The sequence below is a fragment of the Rhizobium sp. LjRoot254 genome (genome assembly GCF_964254105.1).
Classification (GTDB): Bacteria; Pseudomonadota; Alphaproteobacteria; order Rhizobiales; family Rhizobiaceae; genus Rhizobium_E.
In genome coordinates this window covers 319546-337898 of sequence record NZ_CAXUSM020000001.1, presented here as the reverse complement: position 1 = coordinate 337898, position 18353 = coordinate 319546, and the positions used below count along the sequence as shown (strand labels likewise).

The 18353-nt window shown below is 60.7% G+C and carries 19 protein-coding genes and 2 tRNA genes; 11 read left to right on the top strand and 10 right to left on the bottom strand.

Going from position 1 to position 18353, the window contains the following annotated elements:
• Nucleotides 1-14: 14 nt before the first annotated feature.
• A tRNA-Gly gene (locus tag ACSQ26_RS01725) sits at nt 15-89 on the bottom strand.
• 253 nt (nt 90-342) lie between these two features.
• Here ACSQ26_RS01725 and ACSQ26_RS01720 point away from each other — a divergent pair.
• The 4 genes from ACSQ26_RS01720 (at nt 343) to ACSQ26_RS01705 (ending at nt 2805) form a co-directional block, all read left to right on the top strand.
• Nucleotides 343-852 carry a prolyl-tRNA synthetase associated domain-containing protein gene (locus tag ACSQ26_RS01720; protein WP_436005676.1) on the top strand — a complete coding sequence of 170 codons (510 nt, stop codon included), beginning with the start codon at nt 343-345 and terminating at the stop codon, nt 850-852.
• A 64-nt stretch (nt 853-916) separates the two neighbouring features.
• Complete coding sequence (gene trxA / locus ACSQ26_RS01715; RefSeq protein WP_436005674.1) at nt 917-1876, top strand: thioredoxin; 960 nt, start codon at nt 917-919, stop codon at nt 1874-1876.
• A 56-nt stretch (nt 1877-1932) separates the two neighbouring features.
• On the top strand, nt 1933-2607 hold the full coding sequence (locus ACSQ26_RS01710) for an LON peptidase substrate-binding domain-containing protein (RefSeq protein ID WP_436005672.1): 675 nt from the start codon (nt 1933-1935) through the stop codon (nt 2605-2607).
• Between the two features lie 9 nt (nt 2608-2616).
• Nucleotides 2617-2805, top strand: a complete 189-nt coding sequence (locus ACSQ26_RS01705; protein WP_436005670.1) for a Trm112 family protein — start codon at nt 2617-2619, stop codon at nt 2803-2805.
• Here the strand turns inward: ACSQ26_RS01705 and ACSQ26_RS01700 are convergent, their stop codons facing one another.
• The 4 genes from ACSQ26_RS01700 to obgE are packed head-to-tail and all read right to left on the bottom strand — an operon-like array spanning nt 2806 to nt 6956.
• A complete protein-coding gene (locus tag ACSQ26_RS01700) occupies nt 2806-3393 on the bottom strand; it encodes a nicotinate-nucleotide adenylyltransferase (protein WP_436015054.1) in 588 nt (195 codons plus the stop codon).
• Nucleotides 3394-3432: 39 nt separating this feature from the next.
• Nucleotides 3433-4710 (bottom strand): glutamate-5-semialdehyde dehydrogenase, encoded by a 1278-nt coding sequence (locus ACSQ26_RS01695; RefSeq protein WP_436005668.1) that lies wholly within the window; start codon nt 4708-4710, stop codon nt 3433-3435.
• Nucleotides 4703-5851 carry a glutamate 5-kinase gene (proB, locus tag ACSQ26_RS01690; protein ID WP_436015052.1) on the bottom strand — a complete coding sequence of 383 codons (1149 nt, stop codon included), beginning with the start codon at nt 5849-5851 and terminating at the stop codon, nt 4703-4705. Before proB ends, ACSQ26_RS01695 begins: the two co-directional genes overlap by 8 nt.
• 4 nt (nt 5852-5855) lie before the next feature.
• A complete protein-coding gene (gene obgE, locus ACSQ26_RS01685; RefSeq protein WP_436005666.1) occupies nt 5856-6956 on the bottom strand; it encodes a GTPase ObgE in 1101 nt (366 codons plus the stop codon).
• Between obgE and ACSQ26_RS01680 the strand changes: the two genes are divergently transcribed.
• Nucleotides 6871-7893, top strand: a complete 1023-nt coding sequence (locus ACSQ26_RS01680; protein ID WP_436005664.1) for an endonuclease/exonuclease/phosphatase family protein — start codon at nt 6871-6873, stop codon at nt 7891-7893. The two genes, obgE and ACSQ26_RS01680, sit on opposite strands and share 86 nt — an antisense overlap.
• Before the next feature lie 29 nt (nt 7894-7922).
• On the opposite strand, the gene ACSQ26_RS01675 is transcribed toward ACSQ26_RS01680, so the two are convergent.
• From ACSQ26_RS01675 to rplU, 5 genes are all read right to left on the bottom strand, one after another.
• The gene (locus ACSQ26_RS01675; RefSeq protein ID WP_436005662.1) at nt 7923-10316 is read right to left on the bottom strand and encodes a hypothetical protein; all 2394 of its coding nucleotides are present in this window, start codon (nt 10314-10316) and stop codon (nt 7923-7925) included.
• 204 nt (nt 10317-10520) lie between these two features.
• Nucleotides 10521-11213 carry a GNAT family N-acetyltransferase gene (locus ACSQ26_RS01670; RefSeq protein WP_436005660.1) on the bottom strand — a complete coding sequence of 231 codons (693 nt, stop codon included), beginning with the start codon at nt 11211-11213 and terminating at the stop codon, nt 10521-10523.
• Complete coding sequence (locus ACSQ26_RS01665; RefSeq protein WP_436005658.1) at nt 11210-11857, bottom strand: GNAT family N-acetyltransferase; 648 nt, start codon at nt 11855-11857, stop codon at nt 11210-11212. The genes ACSQ26_RS01670 and ACSQ26_RS01665 overlap by 4 nt, the downstream gene beginning before the upstream one ends.
• A gap of 137 nt (nt 11858-11994) precedes the next feature.
• The gene (rpmA, locus tag ACSQ26_RS01660) at nt 11995-12267 is read right to left on the bottom strand and encodes a 50S ribosomal protein L27 (protein WP_436005656.1); all 273 of its coding nucleotides are present in this window, start codon (nt 12265-12267) and stop codon (nt 11995-11997) included.
• 26 nt (nt 12268-12293) lie between these two features.
• Complete coding sequence (gene rplU / locus ACSQ26_RS01655) at nt 12294-12605, bottom strand: 50S ribosomal protein L21 (RefSeq protein ID WP_436005654.1); 312 nt, start codon at nt 12603-12605, stop codon at nt 12294-12296.
• A 337-nt stretch (nt 12606-12942) separates the two neighbouring features.
• Here rplU and ACSQ26_RS01650 point away from each other — a divergent pair.
• The 6 genes from ACSQ26_RS01650 to ACSQ26_RS01625 all read left to right on the top strand — a co-directional run bounded on the left by ACSQ26_RS01650 (nt 12943) and on the right by ACSQ26_RS01625 (nt 18286).
• A tRNA-Ser gene (locus ACSQ26_RS01650) sits at nt 12943-13032 on the top strand.
• A 560-nt stretch (nt 13033-13592) separates the two neighbouring features.
• A complete protein-coding gene (msuE, locus tag ACSQ26_RS01645) occupies nt 13593-14180 on the top strand; it encodes an FMN reductase (RefSeq protein ID WP_436005652.1) in 588 nt (195 codons plus the stop codon).
• A 22-nt stretch (nt 14181-14202) separates the two neighbouring features.
• Complete coding sequence (gene sfnG, locus ACSQ26_RS01640; RefSeq protein WP_436005650.1) at nt 14203-15312, top strand: dimethylsulfone monooxygenase SfnG; 1110 nt, start codon at nt 14203-14205, stop codon at nt 15310-15312.
• A gap of 103 nt (nt 15313-15415) precedes the next feature.
• Nucleotides 15416-16336, top strand: a complete 921-nt coding sequence (locus ACSQ26_RS01635) for an ABC transporter ATP-binding protein (RefSeq protein WP_436005648.1) — start codon at nt 15416-15418, stop codon at nt 16334-16336.
• On the top strand, nt 16336-17235 hold the full coding sequence (locus tag ACSQ26_RS01630; protein WP_436005646.1) for a branched-chain amino acid ABC transporter permease: 900 nt from the start codon (nt 16336-16338) through the stop codon (nt 17233-17235). The genes ACSQ26_RS01635 and ACSQ26_RS01630 overlap by 1 nt, the downstream gene beginning before the upstream one ends.
• 1 nt (nt 17236) lies before the next feature.
• Nucleotides 17237-18286, top strand: coding sequence for a branched-chain amino acid ABC transporter permease (locus ACSQ26_RS01625; protein WP_436005644.1), 1050 nt, complete (start codon nt 17237-17239; stop codon nt 18284-18286).
• Nucleotides 18287-18353: the final 67 nt, after the last annotated feature.

Below are 18353 nucleotides of genomic sequence, written 5' to 3'. Positions count from 1 at the left end.
CGTCTTGGAGAAACTGGAGCGGGCGAAGGGGTTCGAACCCTCGACCCCGACCTTGGCAAGGTCGTGCTCTACCACTGAGCTACACCCGCTCACTATCGCTGGTCCGTGGTAGATCGCTAGACCGCGATGCCGCCCTTCGGCAACGGGGGCTATATGGCCCAAGGCATTTTGAAATGCAACAGAGAAATGACATTTTGGCCGAGAAATTTTCGAACCATCCTCTATCAGATTGATTTCGCGGCGTATTTGGCGCCGGCGGCGACGCGCGCAGGCCATTGCGGCGAGAATGGAACCATACTATCACGGGCATCATTTCAGACGATATGCGGAGCGTGAGCGAATATGAGTGAGAATGCGGCAAAGACCCCGGCGGAACTGTTCGAGTATCTCGATTCGCTCGGAATCGCCCATAAAACCAAGCATCATCCGCCCGTCTTCACCGTCGCCGAGTCCGAATCGTTGCGCGACGAAATTCCCGGCGGCCATACCAAGAACCTCTTCCTCAAGGACAAGAAGGACCAGTTCTTTCTGCTGACCGTGGACGAACATGCGAGCGTCGACCTCAAGACCGTGCACACGATCGTCGGCGGCGCCTCGAAATTCTCCTTCGGTAAGCCCGAAAAACTGATGGAATATCTCGGCGTCATACCGGGCGCGGTCACCGCATTCGGCATTGTCAACGACACCAGCCGCAACGTGACCATTGTGCTCGACGCTGATTTGATGAAGAATGACATCATCAACTGCCACCCGCTTTCAAACGATGCCACCACCTCGGTCTCGAGCGCCGACCTCATCCGCTTCGTGGAGGCCACAGGACATACCGCGCATGTCTTGAAAGTGACCGCCTGACATACGACATTCAGCGCGAGTTTCGGCCCTCGCAGGCCCTCAGGAATTTGGAGAGAGAATCAGGATGACGGGCAATACATCAGGCGCAAGCTTCGCCACGCAGATGACCGCCAGTGCCAATACCACGAATGGTGCGGCCCCGCCGGTTGGCCTCGTCAAGGACACGACGACGGCGACCTTCCAAAGAGACGTGCTTGAGGAATCCACGCGCCAGCCGGTGCTGGTCGATTTCTGGGCACCTTGGTGCGGCCCCTGCAAGCAATTGCAGCCGATCATCGAACGCGTCGTTGCCGAGAGCAATGGCCGCGTCAAGCTCGTCAAGCTCAACATCGACGACCACCCTTCCATTCCCGGCCAGCTCGGCATCCAGTCGATCCCTGCGGTCATCGCCTTTGTCGGCGGCCGTCCGGTCGATGGCTTCATGGGCGCGGTTCCCGAAAGCCAGGTTCGCGCCTTCATCGACAAGGTCGCCGGCCCTGCGGTCGATGATGCCGAAGTGCAGATCGAGGCAGCACTCGAAGACGCCAAGACCCAGTTCGATGCCGGCGACCTGGCAGCCGCCGCCGATATCTATGGCGCCGTGCTGCAGGCCGATCCGGAAAACACCAAGGCGCTTGCCGGCATGGCGGAATGCATGCTGGCGGCAGGCCAGTGGGAACGGTCGCGAGACCTGATCGCCAGCCTTTCCGACGAGCAGAAGGCTGACCCGGCAATTGCGGCACTCTCGGCCAAGCTCGCGCATATCGAGGAAGCCCGCAAGCTGGGCGATCCGCGCGCACTCGAACAGGAACTCGCTGCTGACCCGGATAATCATGAAGCACGCGTCAAGCTCGCCAAGATCCTCAATGTCGAAGGCGACCGCGAGGCGGCGACCGATCATCTGATAAGCATCATGAAGCGCGACCGGACATGGGATGAAGACGGCGCGCGCCGGCAACTGCTCCAGTTCCTCGATGTCTGGGGCTTCAAGGACCCGGCGAGCGTTGCAGCCCGCCGCAAGATGTCGGCCATCTTGTTTTCGTGAAGCCGGTGTACACCTGAGGTAATAGGTCAAGCGTCCACGCAAGCGGAGATCGATTGATGCATGTTGGAAATGCGCGATATCTGACCGAAAGCGACCTGCCGGAGACGCTCGCCGTCTTCCCGCTCTCGGGCGTGTTGCTGCTTTCGGGCGGCCACCTGCCGCTCAATGTCTATGAACCCCGCTACCTGTCTCTGATCGATGATGCGCTGAAAGGCAATCGCCTGATCGGTATCATCCAGCCCGACCTTGCGGAAACCGAAGAGAGCCCGTCAGGACATCCCGAACTCTGCAAAGTGGGCACGATCGGCCGCATCACCACCTTCGGCGAAACGGGCGACGGCCGCTATGTGGTCGATCTCTCCGGTGTCTGCCGCTTTCGCCTGATCAACGAACTCCAGACGACGCAGGCCTATCGCAAGGTCAAGATCGCACCGTTCGTCTCCGACCTGCACGAGCCGGAAGACGATCCCGCCGTCAACCGCGACAACCTGCTGCACGCCTTCCGCTCCTATCTCGACGCCAACAAGTTGGAAGTCGACTGGGAGGCGGTGACCAAGACGTCCAACCGCACGCTGGTCAATTCGCTCGCCATGATGGCCCCCTTCGGCGCGCCGGAAAAACAGGCGCTGCTCGAAGCACCAGACCTCAAGACCCGCGCCGAGACGCTCGTTGCCATGACCGAAATGGTGCTCGCCCGCGCATTCGGCGACGTCGCCAAGACGCTGCAGTGAGGCCCGGCCATGGATCTCAATATTTCCCGCCCCGACCCAAAGATGCTGGAATTGCTGGTCTGCCCGGTCACCAAGGGCCGGCTGGTCTATAGTCGCGATACAAGCGAACTGATCTCCGAAAAGGCCAAGCTCGCCTATCCGATCAAGGACGGCGTGCCGATCATGCTCGAATCCGAGGCTCGCCGGATCGAGGACTGATCAGTTCCCGTTCTGCTTCCTGATCTGCGTCGAACTCAGTGTCGAACGCGGACCATGGATGAAGGTCCAGGCGGGAGCCGGCAAGCGCGCAAGCAGTCCGGCGTCATGCTCATCCACTCGCGCGAAATCAAATGTGCGGGCCATTTTCGAGGACAGGAAGGACAGAGTCGATCCCGGACGATCGATGACCGCGATCGGAAAGGTCTCGGCGATCGCATACCAATTCTGCCAGAGATGGAAATTCCTCAGATTGTCCGCTCCCATGATCCAGACGAAATCGACATCGCGGTTCCTGGCCTTCACATGCGCCAGCACCTGCGCGGTATAGCTCGATCCCAACGCCTTCTCAAACGCCGTGACCCGGATTTTCGGATTGGGGAACAGCGCCTCGGATTGCGCGATACGCTCGGCGAGCGGCGCCAGAACGCGCTTCGATTTCAAGGGATTACCTGGCGTCACCATCCACCAAAGCTGATCGAGATCGAGTGCGCGTAGTGCAATCTCGGCGACCAGTCGGTGACCATCATGCGGCGGGTTGAACGACCCGCCGAACAGCCCGACCTTCATGCCGGCTTCGACATGCGGCATGACGAGGTATTTGCGATCCAACTCCCCCGGCTTCAAGTCTCACGGCCTTGTCTGGCCGTCACCGCGGACCCTGTACTTGAAGGATGTGAGCTGTTCGACGCCGACCGGTCCGCGCGCATGCATCTTGCCGGTGGCGATGCCGATCTCCGCACCCATGCCGAACTCGCCGCCATCGGCGAACTGCGTCGAGGCATTGTGCAACAGGATGGCTGAATCGATCTCGTTGAAGAACCGTGCGACCGAGGCAGGATCCTCCGAGATGATCGCCTCGGTGTGATGCGAGGAGTATCTGTTGATATGCGCGATCGCCCCACCGATGCCGTCCACGATCGCCACTGAGATAATCGCATCGAGATATTCCGTCGACCAGTCCTCGTCGACCGCTGGCTTGAAACCGGGAAACACCTTGAGCACAGTCGCCGAGGCGCGGATTTCGCAGCCGGCTTCGGTGAGCGCTTCGAGCAAGGGCATCAGATGCGTGCCGAGTGCGGCACTGTCGACCAGCAGCGTCTCGGCCGCGCCACAGATGCCGGTGCGGCGCATCTTGGAATTGACGACGAGCCTCTTCGCCATGTCGAGATCGGTGGTGGCATCGACGTAGATGTGGCAGATGCCTTCGAGATGGGCGAAGACCGGCACCCGCGCATCGTTTTGTACCCGGGCGACGAGGCTTTTGCCGCCGCGTGGAACGATGACGTCAATGGCGCCATCGAGGCCGGTCAGCATCTCGCCGACGGCGGCGCGGTCGGACACCGGCACCATCTGGATCGCATGTTCCGGCAGGCCGGCGTCGCGCAGGCCCTTGACCAGGCATTCGTGAATGGCTTGCGACGAATGGAGCGAATCCGAGCCGCCGCGCAGGATCACGGCATTGCCCGCCTTCAGGCAGAGCGCACCTGCATCGGCCGTGACGTTCGGGCGGCTCTCGTAGATCACGCCGATGACGCCGAGTGGCGTGCGCACGCGCTCAATATGCAGCCCGTTCGGCCGGTCCCATTCGGCAATGACCTCGCCGACGGGATCCTTGAGCTCCGCGATCGCGCTTATGCCATCGGCCATGGCGCGAATGCGCGCCTCGTTGAGCGTCAGGCGGTCGATGAAAGACGGCGCCATATCCGAAGCGCGGGCATTTTCAAGATCGATCGCATTGGCGCCCAGAATGACGTCCTTGCGCGCGATGATCTCGCGCGCCATCGAGACAAGCGCGGCGTGCTTGCGTTCCGCCGAGGCGATGGCGAGCGGGTGCGCGGCGGCGCGCGCATTGCGGCCGATCTGCAGCATCAGTGCTCTTACATCGTCCTTGGCAACATCAAGCATCGGCGCTTTCCTTCTTGGCCTTGGCCTTGCGCGCCGCGGTCATCACCATATCGTCGCGATGCACCATGGCCGCCCGGCCGGAATAGCCGAGAATAGCCTCGATGTCAGCGGATTTCTTGCCTGATATCAGCCTGGCCTCCTGCCCGTCATAGCTCGACAAGCCGCGCGCGATCTCGCGTCCGTCGAGAGACATGACAGCGATCGTATCGCCGCGCGCGAAATCCCCATCGACCGCGCGAACACCGGCAGGCAGCAGGCTCTTGCCGCTCATCAATGCGCGCTCGGCGCCGTCGTCGATCGTCAATCGGCCCGCAGGCGCCAGCTTGCCGGCAATCCAGGTCTTCCAGGCGGTCACCGGCTTCGAGGACGGTGCGAACCAGCTGTGCCGGGCGCCATCCACGATCGCGCGCAGGGGGTGATCGACCTTGCCCGAGGCGATGATCATCGCGCATCCAGCGGAGGTCGCGATCTTGCCGGCATCGATCTTGGTGCGCATGCCGCCGCGCGAGAGTTCGGAAGCCGCACCACCCGCCATCGCCTCGATCTCGGGCGTGATCGCCTGAACCACGGGCAGGAACTCGGCTTTGGGGTCGAGATGCGGCGGGGCGGTGTAGAGCCCGTCGATGTCGGAGAGCAGCACCAGCAAGTCGGCGCCGACCATGGTCGCCACGCGGGCGGCGAGCCGGTCATTATCGCCGTAGCGGATCTCCGATGTTGCGACCGTATCGTTCTCGTTGATCACGGGCACGGCCTTGAGCCGCATCAGTTGCGAGATCGTGGCGCGCGCATTGAGATAACGACGGCGTTCCTCGGTATCGCCCAGCGTCAGCAGGATCTGGCCCGCAACGATATCATGCCGGGAAAGTCCTTCCGACCAGGCACGCGCCAGCGCGATCTGGCCCACGGCCGCAGCCGCCTGGCTCTCTTCGAGCCTCAGCGCCCCTGCCCCGATATCGAGCACCGTGCGGCCCATGGCAATCGCGCCCGACGAGACAACCAGCACTTCCGTGCCCTTGGCGGTGAGAGCCGCGATATCCTCGCACATCGCGTCGAGCCATGCCTTTTTCAGGCCCGATGCGCGATCGACCAGCAGCGCCGAGCCGATCTTGATGACAATGCGGCGGCAGGACGAGAGGGTCATGCGGTCAATCGTCATCGCCCCAATCGTCCTCGTCGTCGCCCATCGGCGCCATTTTGACTTTTTGGTTGAGCATCACGCCGCTCTCGGCCTTGGGCAGGTTCGGATCCTGGGCCTTGCTCGCCTCGATGATGCCGGCAAGTTCGCGCAGCACCTCCGGCATGCCCTTGCCGCCCGTGGCGGCCGAGATCGCGAAGGGCGTCTGGCCACAGGCGCGCTTCAGCGCGGCCTTCTTCTTTTTCAACGTTTCGGCATCGACCGTATCGGTCTGCGAAAGTGCGACGATCTCGGCCTTGTCTTCAAGCCCCGCGCCATAGGCGTCGAGTTCGGCGCGCACGGTCTTGTAGGCCTGGCCGACATTCTCTTCCTGCGCCGAGACCAGATGCAGCAGTACGCGGGTGCGCTCGACATGGCCGAGGAACCGGTCGCCGAGGCCGATGCCCTCATGGGCACCCTCGATCAGGCCCGGAATATCGGCCAGCACATATTCCTTGCCGTCCACCGTCGCCACGCCGAGATTGGGATGCAGTGTCGTGAACGGATAGTTGGCAATCTTCGGCCGCGCGCGGGTACAGGTAGCGAGGAAGGTGGATTTTCCGGCGTTCGGCAGGCCGACGAGGCCGGCATCGGCGATCAGTTTCAGCCGCAGCCAGACCGTCTTTTCCTCACCGTCCTGGCCGGGATTGGCCCAATCGGGCGCCTGGTTGGTGGAACTGCGGAAATAGGCATTGCCGAAGCCGCCATTGCCGCCCTTGGCGATGCGGTATTTCTGCCCGACCTCGGTCATGTCGCAGATCAGCGTCTCGCCGTCTTCCTCGAAAATCTGGGTGCCGGCCGGCACCTTCATGACGACGCTTCCACCCTTGGCGCCATGCCGGTTGCGGCCCATGCCGTGGACGCCCGTCTCGGCCTTGAAATGCTGCTGGTAGCGATAGTCGATCAGCGTGTTGAGACCGTTCACCGTCTCGACCCAGACGTCGCCGCCACGGCCGCCGTCGCCGCCATCAGGACCGCCGAATTCGATGAATTTCTCGCGCCGGAACGACACCGATCCGGCACCGCCGTCACCGGCCTTCACATACACTTTGGTCTGGTCGAGGAACTTCATCTTAGCTTACGGGGCCTTGCCATCTCTAGAGTTGCGTGTTCGATATAGTGGCAGCCGTGAAAGGTCAAAGAATAACATGAAATTCGTGAGCTTTAACATCCAATACGGCTTCGGATCGGATGGAAAGTACGATCCCGAGCGCATCGCGGATGCCATCAAGGGGGCCGATGTCATCGCTTTGCAGGAGGTCACCCGAAATCTCCCCAAAAATAGTCGGGCCGATCTGCCTGATGTATTTGCCGGGCTTTTGCCGGAATTTTATCACTTTTTCGGCGCCGGAACCGTTGCTGATTCGGGCTCCGGAATCGTCGATGGCAAGGCTCAAATGCGGCAGGTTGAATTCGGCAATATGATCCTGTCGCGCCATCCGATCCTGGCCACCCGCAACATCCTTTTGCCCCGCACGCGCACCTTCGATCGCCTCAACCTGCAACGCTCCGCGCTCGAGGCGCTGATCGGCACGCCGACCGGTGCGATCCGGGTCTATTCGGTGCATCTCGATCATCGCAGTCCCGAAGAGAGGATCAGCCAGATCGCCTTCCTCAAGGAGCGGATCGTCAACTATTCGCTCGAGGGCGGCGCGGTCAGCGGCGGCGCCGAATTCGGCTTCCCGGAACTGCCAAGCCCCGAGGATTATGTGATCATGGGCGATTTCAACATGCAGCCCGAACAGCCGGAATATATAGCGATGGCCGGCGCCAGCGACCTCTATTACGGCCGCACGCCGAACTCCTCCAACCCGACCGACGCGCTGGACCGGCTCGGCAAGCGGGGCGAAGCTTCCTACACGTGGGAAGAACCGGGAAAGCCCGACATACGCCAATATCTCGATTACTGCTTCCTGAGCGCATCGCTCCTGCCGCGCCTGAGGGATGGCTGGATCGACGAGACCTGCCTCGGTTCCGACCACAAGCCGGTGTGGGTGGAGATCGCATAACATCACGGCGCCCGGTCGGTCCGGCAAGGCTACTCGGCGTAGCGCCGAACGTCGATTATCGATTCAAGGCCCATCACGCGCGGATCAAGTTGCTCACTTATCTTGGTTTGTGGAAGATCGGACTGCTTGAGAGCGGTAGCCAGCATTTCGGCAGGCTTGTTGCGGCAGTGCACGTCCCGACATTCCCCGCCCAGCAATTTGTCCCTGTCCTGCATCTCGATAAACAGCTGGACATTGGATGAGAGCCACCAGCTCATGGAAATCGAGGCGAGTTGAACGCGGCCCGTTTCGCAGTAGTCGCCCTCCGCCGTCAGCGTACCCACGCAGATCGCCTTGTAGATGTTGTTGGCAATGAAACTGTTGTGACCAACACGATTGATCGTCGCGTATCTGTTCTGGAGGATATGTCCCTCGCTTGAATTCAGGAAGGCCTGGACAGGAGACGGGGCCACGTCGATCTTCTCGGTCGAAACCTCGAGGGAGGGTTGGCGGATATTCTTCCGCCCCGGGAAACGCCAGAGACGGTCGGCATTTTCGTCGAGCGGATTGTTCCGGATGCTGATGACGACGCTATCGACTTTGTTGCAGTTGAGCGCATCAACGATGTCGAGAATGCTGGCAAGACCGCTATTGTCGAAATATCCGCCATCGACCAGTTGCCCGACAAGAACACGATCCTTGTCTCTCACATTGCCACGGGTGGATATGACGGGAAAGCGAGCCGAGGAAACGATCGCCGTGGACATGCGGATATCGCGAATGACCTTCTGTCTGTCGGATACCGCTTTCTGCGCGCCGGCCCTCGCATCCATCAGTTCGAAGATATCATAGGCGGTAGGTATGGCGTCAGCATAGACCAAGTGCGCCGGATACACTCTTTGTGCAGTGGATCTGCAGGTGTCCCCCGATGGAAATAACGATGAGGGATCGATGTCGCTCACGACGACGGTTTGTCCGCGTTCGACAAGCGTGCTGTTGAGAATGAGCGCCGGCAACCATGTTGCTGATCGATCGACATGGCCGAATGCCGCGCACAGGCCTTCGAACTTCTCGCAATCCTTGCCGGTTATGGCCGCGTAGTGCCGCTCAATCGCCCGCTCGAGCAACGCGGAACGATCGTCAAACCCCAGGTCGAGAATGGCGGGCACCGCCATCCACCAATCCCGCAACGCCAGCCCAACAACGGCCGGCGTCAGATAGTCCGCCGACACGAGCAGTTGAAGGCATTTGCGCCAACTTATAGTGACGTCCTTGGCGCGATCTGTCTGGTAGAAGATCCAGTGTCTGCCCGCACGACCGGACGTCTCCTTGCATGGCGGCTTGCCGTCTGTGCCATCGGCCAGCGCCTGCCTTACCGTCGCAAGGCCCAAGGAACCACCTGACACGCCGGAGAACAGAAACAGTTTTTCGCGGAAACCCTCCGACGGTGGCCTGTCCAGAAGCCCGCCCATCACGGTCGCAACCTGGAATGCGGCGCGGCTCGCCCCTCCTTCGGCTGTGACGAGTATTGCCTTGCATCGCCCGCGGTCTGCCTCGACCGCGACGCAATTATTGGCGGTCTTCCATCGTTCGATCGCAGCCTGAAGAGTCATTTGCGCCGGTTGTCGCGGCTTTGTCGCATCCTCAGGCATCACCCGGATGTCGTGAAACGGATTGCTCGAATACGCGTTTGCCAAAACCATCGCGAGAACCGCTGCAACGGCGCCCAACTGTACGATCCTGCGCCAGAAGAGGCTGCTTTTGGCAAGCACCATCGACCCCACCAACGGCATGATCCAGCCGCCGACAAGCATGGGAAAGAACAGCAGCCCGCCGAAAAGGTCGGCCACGTGAAACGGTGCCATGCTGGCCACGAAGACGAGGACCACGGAGATCCCGGTGAAAATCATTGACGACCGCCTTCCCGACCGGGCCGACATGGAGTCGTGTGTCTTTTCGCGGATGCCCAGATAGGCAAGGAAGATCAACAAGACGACGAGCGGTACGACCCAGAGCCCTCCGCCGGGTCCATGGAGCGCGCTTTCCTCGAAATGGGTGGTCAGAATCGCAAAGTCCTGGCTCTGGGTGGTTATCGCGACCGCAAGTGCGAGGATTGCCACGAAGCCGAGATCCTTCGGCAACCAGATATCGAGCCTGTCTTGCGGACCGACCTCCTTGTCCGGCTCACCGGTCCGCGTGTTCAGCAATATCCGCGCACCCAGATGCAACGGGACGATCCAGAAGAAGACCAGGCAGACGATAAGGACGATCACCTCGATCAGATCGAGCGGCCTCGCCAGTAAGTCGGCCACCTGTGACAACGTCAAAAGCAGCACGCCGACGATTAACGAGAGAAAGGACGGCCATATGGAGAATAGTCTCTTGAGCAGGATGATCAGATTTTCGATGCAATCGAACGTCAACAACTGCTTGACCGCAAGCATGTGGTCTCTGAGGAAGCTCCTCAGGCCACGCAGGAGAATTCCGAGAAATGCCGGGTATCGGAGCGTCATGCCATTCCCCCACATCGTCGCGCGATGGGAATAACTATAGATTGAACATGAGCTATATTCAATTGAGGAATGCACCGCCACCCCCGGGGCACCGCATCCGATGGCGCGGGGCGGATCGCTCCGCCCCTTGCACGTTCACATCGGCATATAGCCGCCGAAGGTGAGCTCCGTCGTGATCAGCCGCACACCCTCCGCCCGCGAAGCGGCATAGACATCCTCGACCCCGGTGACATCGAAGCCCAACTTGCCCTGGATCCTGAGCGATCCCGGATTGTCGGCCATGACCGACGAGAACAGTGTCTCGCCCATCATCACCGAGAAGAAGCGCGCGACGACGGCATTGACGGCATCGGTCATGATGCCTCGGCCCCAATGCGTTTCATCCAGCCAGTAGCCGAGATGCCAGCCAGTGCGGTTGCCCGCGTCCCGCCATTCGATCGAAACGAAGCCTATCAGTTGGTCCGAGACATTGCCGTTGGCAGCCTCCAGTTCGGGCGACAGGATTGCGCGAACACCACCCAGCGTAATCGCGAAGAGCCACGCCTCCTGCGCGAGCCCGCCGAGCGAGGCAAGCCACTCCTCCGCGTCCTCCAGATGATAGGGCTGGGGGACACGGGTCAGCATCCTAGCCACGCGGTAGTTGGCGAGCGACGCCGAAATCGTTTCGGCATCGCGGGGCTCGGGCCGGCGCAGCGTCAGCCGCCCCGTCCGGATCAGCGGCTGGCGCGGCAGCGCATGGCTCCGGAGTTCGATCTCCGGAACCCGCCGCAACTGGGCCGGCGAAGGCGCGACCGGGAATATCTCTCGATGTTCGATCAGGGCACTCATCTTGCCCCTCCCCAACTTCTCAGCGAACCCCAGGTCTTGCGGTCGAGCCGGAACCATTCAACGGCGACGCTGCCGCCCAGCGCCAGCGAATCGGCCATGCCGGTGCCCTGGAACTGGAAGCCGCATTTCTGGATCACGCGCCGGGAGCCGATGTTCATCACCCGGCAACGAGCATCGATGAAATCGACGTCGAAATGGCGGAAGCCGAAATCGATCAGGGTCTGCGCGGCTTCCGTCGCAAAACCCCGGTTCCAATAGCTTTCGCCGATCCAGTAGCCGAGTTCGATCCCGCGGCCGGTCTCATGCGCCTCCAGCCCGCAGGCGCCGATAAACGCCTTGGTTTCAGCGAGGGTAATGGCGTAGACGCATTTGCCCATCGCGCCCGAGGCGACGCGGGCGACGAAATTCTCGGCGTCCTTGATCGTATAGGGGTGCGGCATGCGCGACACCATGGAGGCGACGTTCATGGTGTTGGCGAGATGGGCAATTGCGTTGGTGTCCGCCATCTCAGGGGCGCGCAGAACGAGGCGCTCCGAGACGAGAATGGGCGAGACGAACTCCAGCGGCGCCGAGTCCCTCGACTCCTGCCGCATCTCACTTCTGAAGCCAGCTTGGCTTTGGCTTTCCTTCAGTTGAGTTTGCATTTTTTCCTCCTGGGGTGAGCGCAAACGAAAAGGGAAGATGGATTTCACCCCATCTTCCCTTTTCTTAACCCTGGAGGTCTTTTGACCTGAAGCGTCAGTCGGGCCGATGAGGCGCCGACTGTTTAAAGAGTGCCGGCTTACTCTGCTGCTTCCGCGGTTTTCGGCATTACGGACACGTATACTCGGCCGTTAGCCTTGGAGCGGTAATTCACGTTGCCTTCGGCGAGTGCAAAAATGGTGTGGTCCTTGCCGAGGCCAACATTGGCGCCGGGATGCCACTGGGTGCCGCGCTGGCGAACGATAATGTTGCCTGCGAGCACGGCTTCGCCACCGAACTTCTTCACGCCGAGGCGCTTGGAATTTGAATCGCGACCGTTACGCGATGAGCCGCCAGCTTTTTTGTGTGCCATGGTCTTACTCCTTGTCCTCTAACCTATTAAGCCGCAATCTCGAGAATGCGGACCTTGGTGAAATGCTGGCGGTGGCCCTTCTTGCGCTTGGAATTCTGACGGCGGCGCTTGACGAAAGAAATGGTCTTCCGCGTGCGGCCCTGCTCGACGACTTCCGCAGTCACGACAGCGCCGATTACAAACGGCGCGCCGATCTTGGCGCTGGCACCCTCGCCAACAACGAGGACTTCTGTGAATTCGATCTTCGCACCGGCTTCGCCGTCCAGCTTTTCGATCTGGATGACGTCGTTGGCAGCAACCTGGTACTGCTTTCCACCGGTCTTGATGACTGCGAACATTTTTTATCCTTTCATGTTCTGTGAACACGCCTCTGGCAAAACCTGTTAAAGGCCTCGGTCGGGCGGTCTTTTTGTTCAGTCGGTTGGTCTTTGGCGGAGAAAACCCCGCCGGTGAGATATGCCCTGATTCCCGCCTCTTGGCAAACATCAAAACACGCCGCGAACACATCTGTCCGCAGTCTTCCGCTCATGCGTGTACGCGAGGCCCCAAATCCTGTCAAGCCAATCGCATGCAAAGAAACGACGATCGGCACTTTTTCTATCTTGCGTCAGCCATTTTTCATCGCTATATCGCGGCCCACACGCTCGGAACCCACGCTGGTTCCCAGTGCCCCGCGGAGAGGTGGCAGAGTGGTTGAATGTACCGCACTCGAAATGCGGCGTACCTGCAAGGGTACCGTGGGTTCAAATCCCACCCTCTCCGCCATATCCCTTTGTTTCATATAGAGATTTTTATTGGCTTCCACAAGAGGCCCACTTTTGCGATGTCCGTTCTGTGTGGACTTCTGCCAAAAGAGGGCGTGATGACAGCAGCAAGCCGACATTTGGATAACTCAGCGTGACCGCTTTGCGCCCGCTTCTCCGTCATAAAGTCGCGCCAAGCCGCGGCTCGAAAGCGGACAATGCAGTAGACCCGCGAGGCGGTATGCTTGCGCCTCGCGGCGGACTGCGGACGAAAACGCCTAATGTATCCGCGACAAAGCCACGTCAGGATAGTAGCGTGTGACGGTCGCATCCGCTCGGTTTACCCTATGCTCGGCCTGTTACCGTAGCCCTTGGTGAAGCTTGCCGCTTTTTGATGAATTCGCGGAGCACGACCGCGCTCCCCCCCTCAAATCTCCGTGTGATGTGCCGCTGTAGTTAGGAACCACAGGCACCGGCGCACCCGGAAAATTAATCCACAGGACGCCCAAAAGCCGGAAAATTGACTATTGCATTTAATTTCTATATTTTTTATAGACGATAAAGAGATACGGAGCGTGAAGAATGAAAAAGGTGCGGGTGATAGGCATATCGGGCAATGTAAAAGCCCCCTCGCGAACCTCGGCGCTCGTCGGCTCGATCCTTGGCTCGATCGAAAAGCAGATCGACGCGGAAGTCAGGCAAATTGACCTCGTCGATGCTGCGCCGACCCTGTTCAAGGCACTCCGTTCGGACCAGCTCGGCGAGGCTGGACAGGAGATCGTGCGGGCCGTCGAGACTGCCGATGCGCTGGTTGTGGGCACGCCCGTCTATCGTGCCTCCTATTCGGGAGCGCTGAAGCATCTTTTCGACCTAGTCCATTTCGAAGCGCTGATAGGACGGCCGGTGATACTGGCCGCCACCGGCGGAACGCCGCTGCACGGCCTTATGACCGAGCATCAGTTGCGTCCGCTGTTCGGCTTCTTCAAGGCGATCACGCTGCCGACCGCGATCTACGCGCTTGAAGCCGATTTCGAATCCCATCGCCTCGTCAACACTGACATCGCCCGCCGCATAGGCCTCGCCGTGCGTGAACTCGAAACCATCCTGCCGGCCAGCCGCCAGCTTGTTTCAACGAACCATTCGATCGACAGGCCGCGCCTTTCGGCCTGATCTCATTACTGGAGGGAAACCAATGCCGCATTCCAAGAAAGAACCCTTAAAATTCGCCTACTGGGTGCCGAATGTTTCCGGTGGCCTGGTCATCAGCTCGATCGAGCAGCGTACCGATTGGGGCATCGACTATAATCGCAAGCTGGCGCAGATCGCGGAGGCCTCCGGATTCGACTATGCGCTGAGCCAGATCCGGTTCACGGCGGGCTATGGTGCCGATAACCAACATGAGTCCCTGTCGTTCAGCCATGCGCTGCTGGCGGCGACCGAGAAGCTTCGGGTGATTGCCGCCGTTCTTCCCGGCCCCTGGCATCCCGCGCTTCTGGCCAAGCAGGTCGCTTCTATCAGCCATTACACCAACGGCCGTATCGACGTGAATGTCGTTTCCGGCTGGTTCCGTGGCGAGTTCTCGTCCATCGGCGAACCCTGGCTCGATCACGATGAGCGCTACCGCCGTTCGGAAGAGTTCATCCGCGCCATTCGCGGCATCTGGACCGAGGAGAGCTTCAACCTGCGCGGCGACTTCTACCGCTTCACGGATTATTCCATGAAGCCGAAACCGCATGGCGGTATCCCGCAGGTCTTCCAGGGCGGCTCGTCCCGTGCAGCGCGCGACATGGCTTCCCGCGTATCGGATTGGTACTTCACCAACGGCAACACGCCGGAAGGCCTGGCGGCGCAGGTGGATGACATCCGCAGCAAGGAAAAGGCTTTCGGCAAGTCATATCGCACCCGGATCGGCATGAACGCCTTCGGCATCGTGCGCGATACCGAGAGGCAAGCACAGGAAGTGCTGAAGGAGATCATCGACAAGGCGATCCCTGACGCCGTCAACGGCTTCAAGCACGAGGTGCAGAATGCCGGCGCAGCTTCGCCCGAACGCGAAGGCAACTGGGCGAAATCCACGTTCCAGGACCTCGTGCAGTACAATGATGGCTTTCGTTCGAACCTGATCGGAACTCCTGAACAGGTCGCCGAGCGCATCATCGGCCACAAGCGGGCCGGCGCGGATTTGATCCTGCTCGGCTTCCTGCATTTCCAGGAAGAGGTGGCGGATTTCGGCAAGAAGGTCCTTCCGATCGTCCGGGAGCTCGAAGCCCAGGAAGATACGGCCCGCGAAGCCGCCGAGTAACGCGTAACGCAACTGAGATGAAAACGAACGGCCTCCCGGCATCGGGAGGTCGATGGAGAAGGCGTGCCCGAACTTGAGGCGCCTCCGATCGAGAGGGATCGACATGCTAGATGCGCATTATACATTCGCGGCCTTGGATGGCAGCACAGCGTTTCGCGAGTTCCCATCGATTCCGCCCTTGCCGCGGCGACGGTCGCTAACTGCCGAAAGAACGCTACCACTCAGCCTCGCGGATCGGCCGGTGCTCGCGCTGGACGACATCAGCCTTTCGTTCGGCGGCGTCACCGCGCTCGCAAATGTAAGCCTCTCGATCCGCCCGGGCGAGATCCGCGCGATCATCGGCCCGAACGGCGCCGGCAAAAGTTCGCTCGTCAATGTAGTCAGCGGTCTCTACCGACCGGACTCCGGGTCGATCCGCCTCAACGGATATTCCTTCAGCCGCATTCCAGCTAGCCGCGCGGCGCGCCTCGGCCTCGCCCGCACATTTCAGAACCTCGCCTTGTTCAAGGGACTGACGGTGCTGGAGAATGTCATGTCGGGCCTCGCCTTCGCCCGCCATTCCACTTTCATCGGCCAGGCACTCGGCTTGCCCTGGGCTCGGCGCGAGGAGCGCGATGCCCGACAGCGGGCGACCGCGATCCTCAATTTCCTGCATCTCGAAGCCGTAACCCATAAGCTGGCCGGCTCTCTGCCCTATGGATTGCAGAAGCGGGTCGAACTTGCCCGTGCCCTGGTGGCTAATCCTGAAATCCTGCTGTTAGACGAACCGATGGCCGGCATGACGGCGACGGAGAAGCAGGAGATGGCGGGCTTCATCCGTCAGACGCGCGAAATTTACGGCACGACCATCATCCTGATCGAGCACGATATCGGGGTTGTCATGAACCTTTCCGACCGCATTGCCGTGCTCGACTATGGCCGCAAGATCGCGGACGGCACGCCCGCCGAGGTCCGGGCCGACCAAGCCGTCATCGATGCCTATCTCGGCATTGCCCGGGATGATGGCCATGAGGACGATATCTGATGGCCGAGAGCTTCGATTATCTGTTCTTCATCGAGGTGCTCACCGGCGGGCTGCTCTCCGGTGTCATGTACTCGCTCGTCGCAATCGGCTTCGTGCTGATCTACAAGACCTCCGGCGTGCTGAACTTCGCCCAGGGTGCCATGTTGCTCTTCGCGGCACTGACTTTCGTGTCGCTGGTCGAGCGCGGCGTGCCCTTCGCGCTCGCGCTTGGCATTACCTTTGGCATCATGGTGCTGATGGGGATCACCGTCGAACGCACGGTTCTGCGACCTCTCGTCAACAAGCCCCCGATTACGCTCTTCATGGCAACGCTGGGCCTTTCCTACGTTATCGAGGGTTCGGCGCAGCTTCTCTGGGGAACGCAGGTGCATGCGCTGGATCTCGGCATCGAGGACATTCCCTTCGAATTCTACGGTGTCTACGTCTCGAAGTTCGACCTTTTTGCCTCGGGTGTTGCGGCGGTCATGGTGACCGCTCTCACCCTCTTCTTCCGCTACACCCGCGTGGGCTTGTCCTTTCGCGCGGTGGCCGACGATCAGTTCGCGGCACTCGCCGTTGGTCTGCGCCTTCCGCGCATCTGGGCGACTGTCTGGGCTGCATCTGGCCTCGTGGCCCTGGTCGCCGGCCTGCTCTGGGGTGCGCGGTCCGGCGTGCAGTTCTCGCTCTCCCTGGTCGTGCTGAAGGCGCTGCCCGTATTGGTGCTCGGCGGTTTCGACTCGATTGCCGGCGCCATCGTCGGTGGGCTGATCATCGGCGCCTCGGAGAAACTCGCGGAGGTCTATGTCGGCGAATATTTCGGCGGCGGCATCGAGGGCTGGTTTGCCTATGTCCTGGCGCTCGCCTTCCTGCTCGTCCGGCCCTCGGGCCTCTTCGGCCAGAAACTCGTGGAAAGGGTCTGACATGGCCGCCATCACCTCTGATCGCGCCGACGGCCCCAACGCCCTTGCATGGGTGGCACCTGTTGCGATCCTGATCGTCGCCTTCGGGATCGTGCCCTATCTGGGGTCGAGCTATCTGATCGAAGCAATCATGCTGCCCTTCCTGGCGCTGTCACTGGCAGGCGTAGGGTTGAACATTCTGACGGGTTATGCGGGACAGGTCTCTCTGGGAAGTGCTGCCTTCATGGCCGTTGGCGCCTTTGCCGCGTTCAACTTCAACTTCCGGATCGATGGACTGCCGTTGGTTGTCAGCATCATGCTAGCAGGCGGCGTGGCGGCGGCTGTCGGTATCGTCTTCGGCCTGCCGAGCCTGCGCCTGAAGGGCTTCTATCTGGCAGTCTCGACGCTTGCCGCGCAGTTCTTCGTTCAATGGGCACTGACCAAGTTCGGCTGGTTCTCGAACTACAATCCCTCCGGCGTGATCGATGCCCCGGCGCTTTCGATCGCCGGTATCGTGTTCGAGGGATCTATCGGCCGCTACTATTTCGCGTTGATCATCGTGACCGCTTTGACCTTCTTTGCCTGGCGGGTCGCCACCTCGCAGACCGGCCGCAATTTCATCGCGGTGCGCGACAACGAAACCGCGGCGAAGTTCATCGGTGTGCCGGTGCTCAAGACCAAGCTGCTCGCCTTCGCGCTGTCGTCCTTCATCATAGGCGTCGCGGGCGTGCTCTGGGCATTTGCCTATCTCAGGACTGTCGAACCGGCGGGCTTCAATCTCGATCGTTCCTTCCAGATCCTGTTCATCATCATTATCGGCGGTTTGGCGACGATCCGAGGCGCCTTCTTCGGCGCGGCGCTGATCGTCGTCTTCCCTGTCGTTCTGTCGCGGATCGGCTCGTTCCTGCTGGGTGACATGTTCGACTCCGGTGTCCTCGACATGAGCCAGCGCATCGTGCTCGGCGCGCTGATCATCGCATTCCTGATTTTGGAACCCGACGGACTTGCCGCACTCGGCCGGCGCTTCTGGTCCAGGATCAGAACGAAAGTCGGATCGCTGTCGGAAGCCTGACCGGTAGCGATTCGCGAAGCATTCAACTTGAAAACATCATCGGGACCGGACTTCGTCCGGCCAATAG

Coding starts and splice junctions, on each gene's coding strand:
- ACSQ26_RS01700 (WP_436015054.1), bottom strand. CDS start 3,393: ATGCCGCATGTCGAAGCCGGCATGAAGGTCGGGCTGTTCGGCGGGTCG.
- sfnG (WP_436005650.1), top strand. CDS start 14,203: ATGCCGCATTCCAAGAAAGAACCCTTAAAATTCGCCTACTGGGTGCCG.
- ACSQ26_RS01695 (WP_436005668.1), bottom strand. CDS start 4,710: ATGCTTGATGTTGCCAAGGACGATGTAAGAGCACTGATGCTGCAGATC.
- trxA (WP_436005674.1), top strand. CDS start 917: ATGACGGGCAATACATCAGGCGCAAGCTTCGCCACGCAGATGACCGCC.
- ACSQ26_RS01720 (WP_436005676.1), top strand. CDS start 343: ATGAGTGAGAATGCGGCAAAGACCCCGGCGGAACTGTTCGAGTATCTC.
- ACSQ26_RS01625 (WP_436005644.1), top strand. CDS start 17,237: ATGGCCGCCATCACCTCTGATCGCGCCGACGGCCCCAACGCCCTTGCA.
- ACSQ26_RS01665 (WP_436005658.1), bottom strand. CDS start 11,857: ATGCAAACTCAACTGAAGGAAAGCCAAAGCCAAGCTGGCTTCAGAAGT.
- rplU (WP_436005654.1), bottom strand. CDS start 12,605: ATGTTCGCAGTCATCAAGACCGGTGGAAAGCAGTACCAGGTTGCTGCC.
- ACSQ26_RS01710 (WP_436005672.1), top strand. CDS start 1,933: ATGCATGTTGGAAATGCGCGATATCTGACCGAAAGCGACCTGCCGGAG.
- ACSQ26_RS01635 (WP_436005648.1), top strand. CDS start 15,416: ATGCTAGATGCGCATTATACATTCGCGGCCTTGGATGGCAGCACAGCG.
- ACSQ26_RS01675 (WP_436005662.1), bottom strand. CDS start 10,316: ATGCTTGCGGTCAAGCAGTTGTTGACGTTCGATTGCATCGAAAATCTG.
- ACSQ26_RS01705 (WP_436005670.1), top strand. CDS start 2,617: ATGGATCTCAATATTTCCCGCCCCGACCCAAAGATGCTGGAATTGCTG.
- obgE (WP_436005666.1), bottom strand. CDS start 6,956: ATGAAGTTCCTCGACCAGACCAAAGTGTATGTGAAGGCCGGTGACGGC.
- ACSQ26_RS01630 (WP_436005646.1), top strand. CDS start 16,336: ATGGCCGAGAGCTTCGATTATCTGTTCTTCATCGAGGTGCTCACCGGC.
- msuE (WP_436005652.1), top strand. CDS start 13,593: ATGAAAAAGGTGCGGGTGATAGGCATATCGGGCAATGTAAAAGCCCCC.
- ACSQ26_RS01670 (WP_436005660.1), bottom strand. CDS start 11,213: ATGAGTGCCCTGATCGAACATCGAGAGATATTCCCGGTCGCGCCTTCG.
- proB (WP_436015052.1), bottom strand. CDS start 5,851: ATGACCCTCTCGTCCTGCCGCCGCATTGTCATCAAGATCGGCTCGGCG.
- ACSQ26_RS01680 (WP_436005664.1), top strand. CDS start 6,871: ATGAATTTCTCGCGCCGGAACGACACCGATCCGGCACCGCCGTCACCG.
- rpmA (WP_436005656.1), bottom strand. CDS start 12,267: ATGGCACACAAAAAAGCTGGCGGCTCATCGCGTAACGGTCGCGATTCA.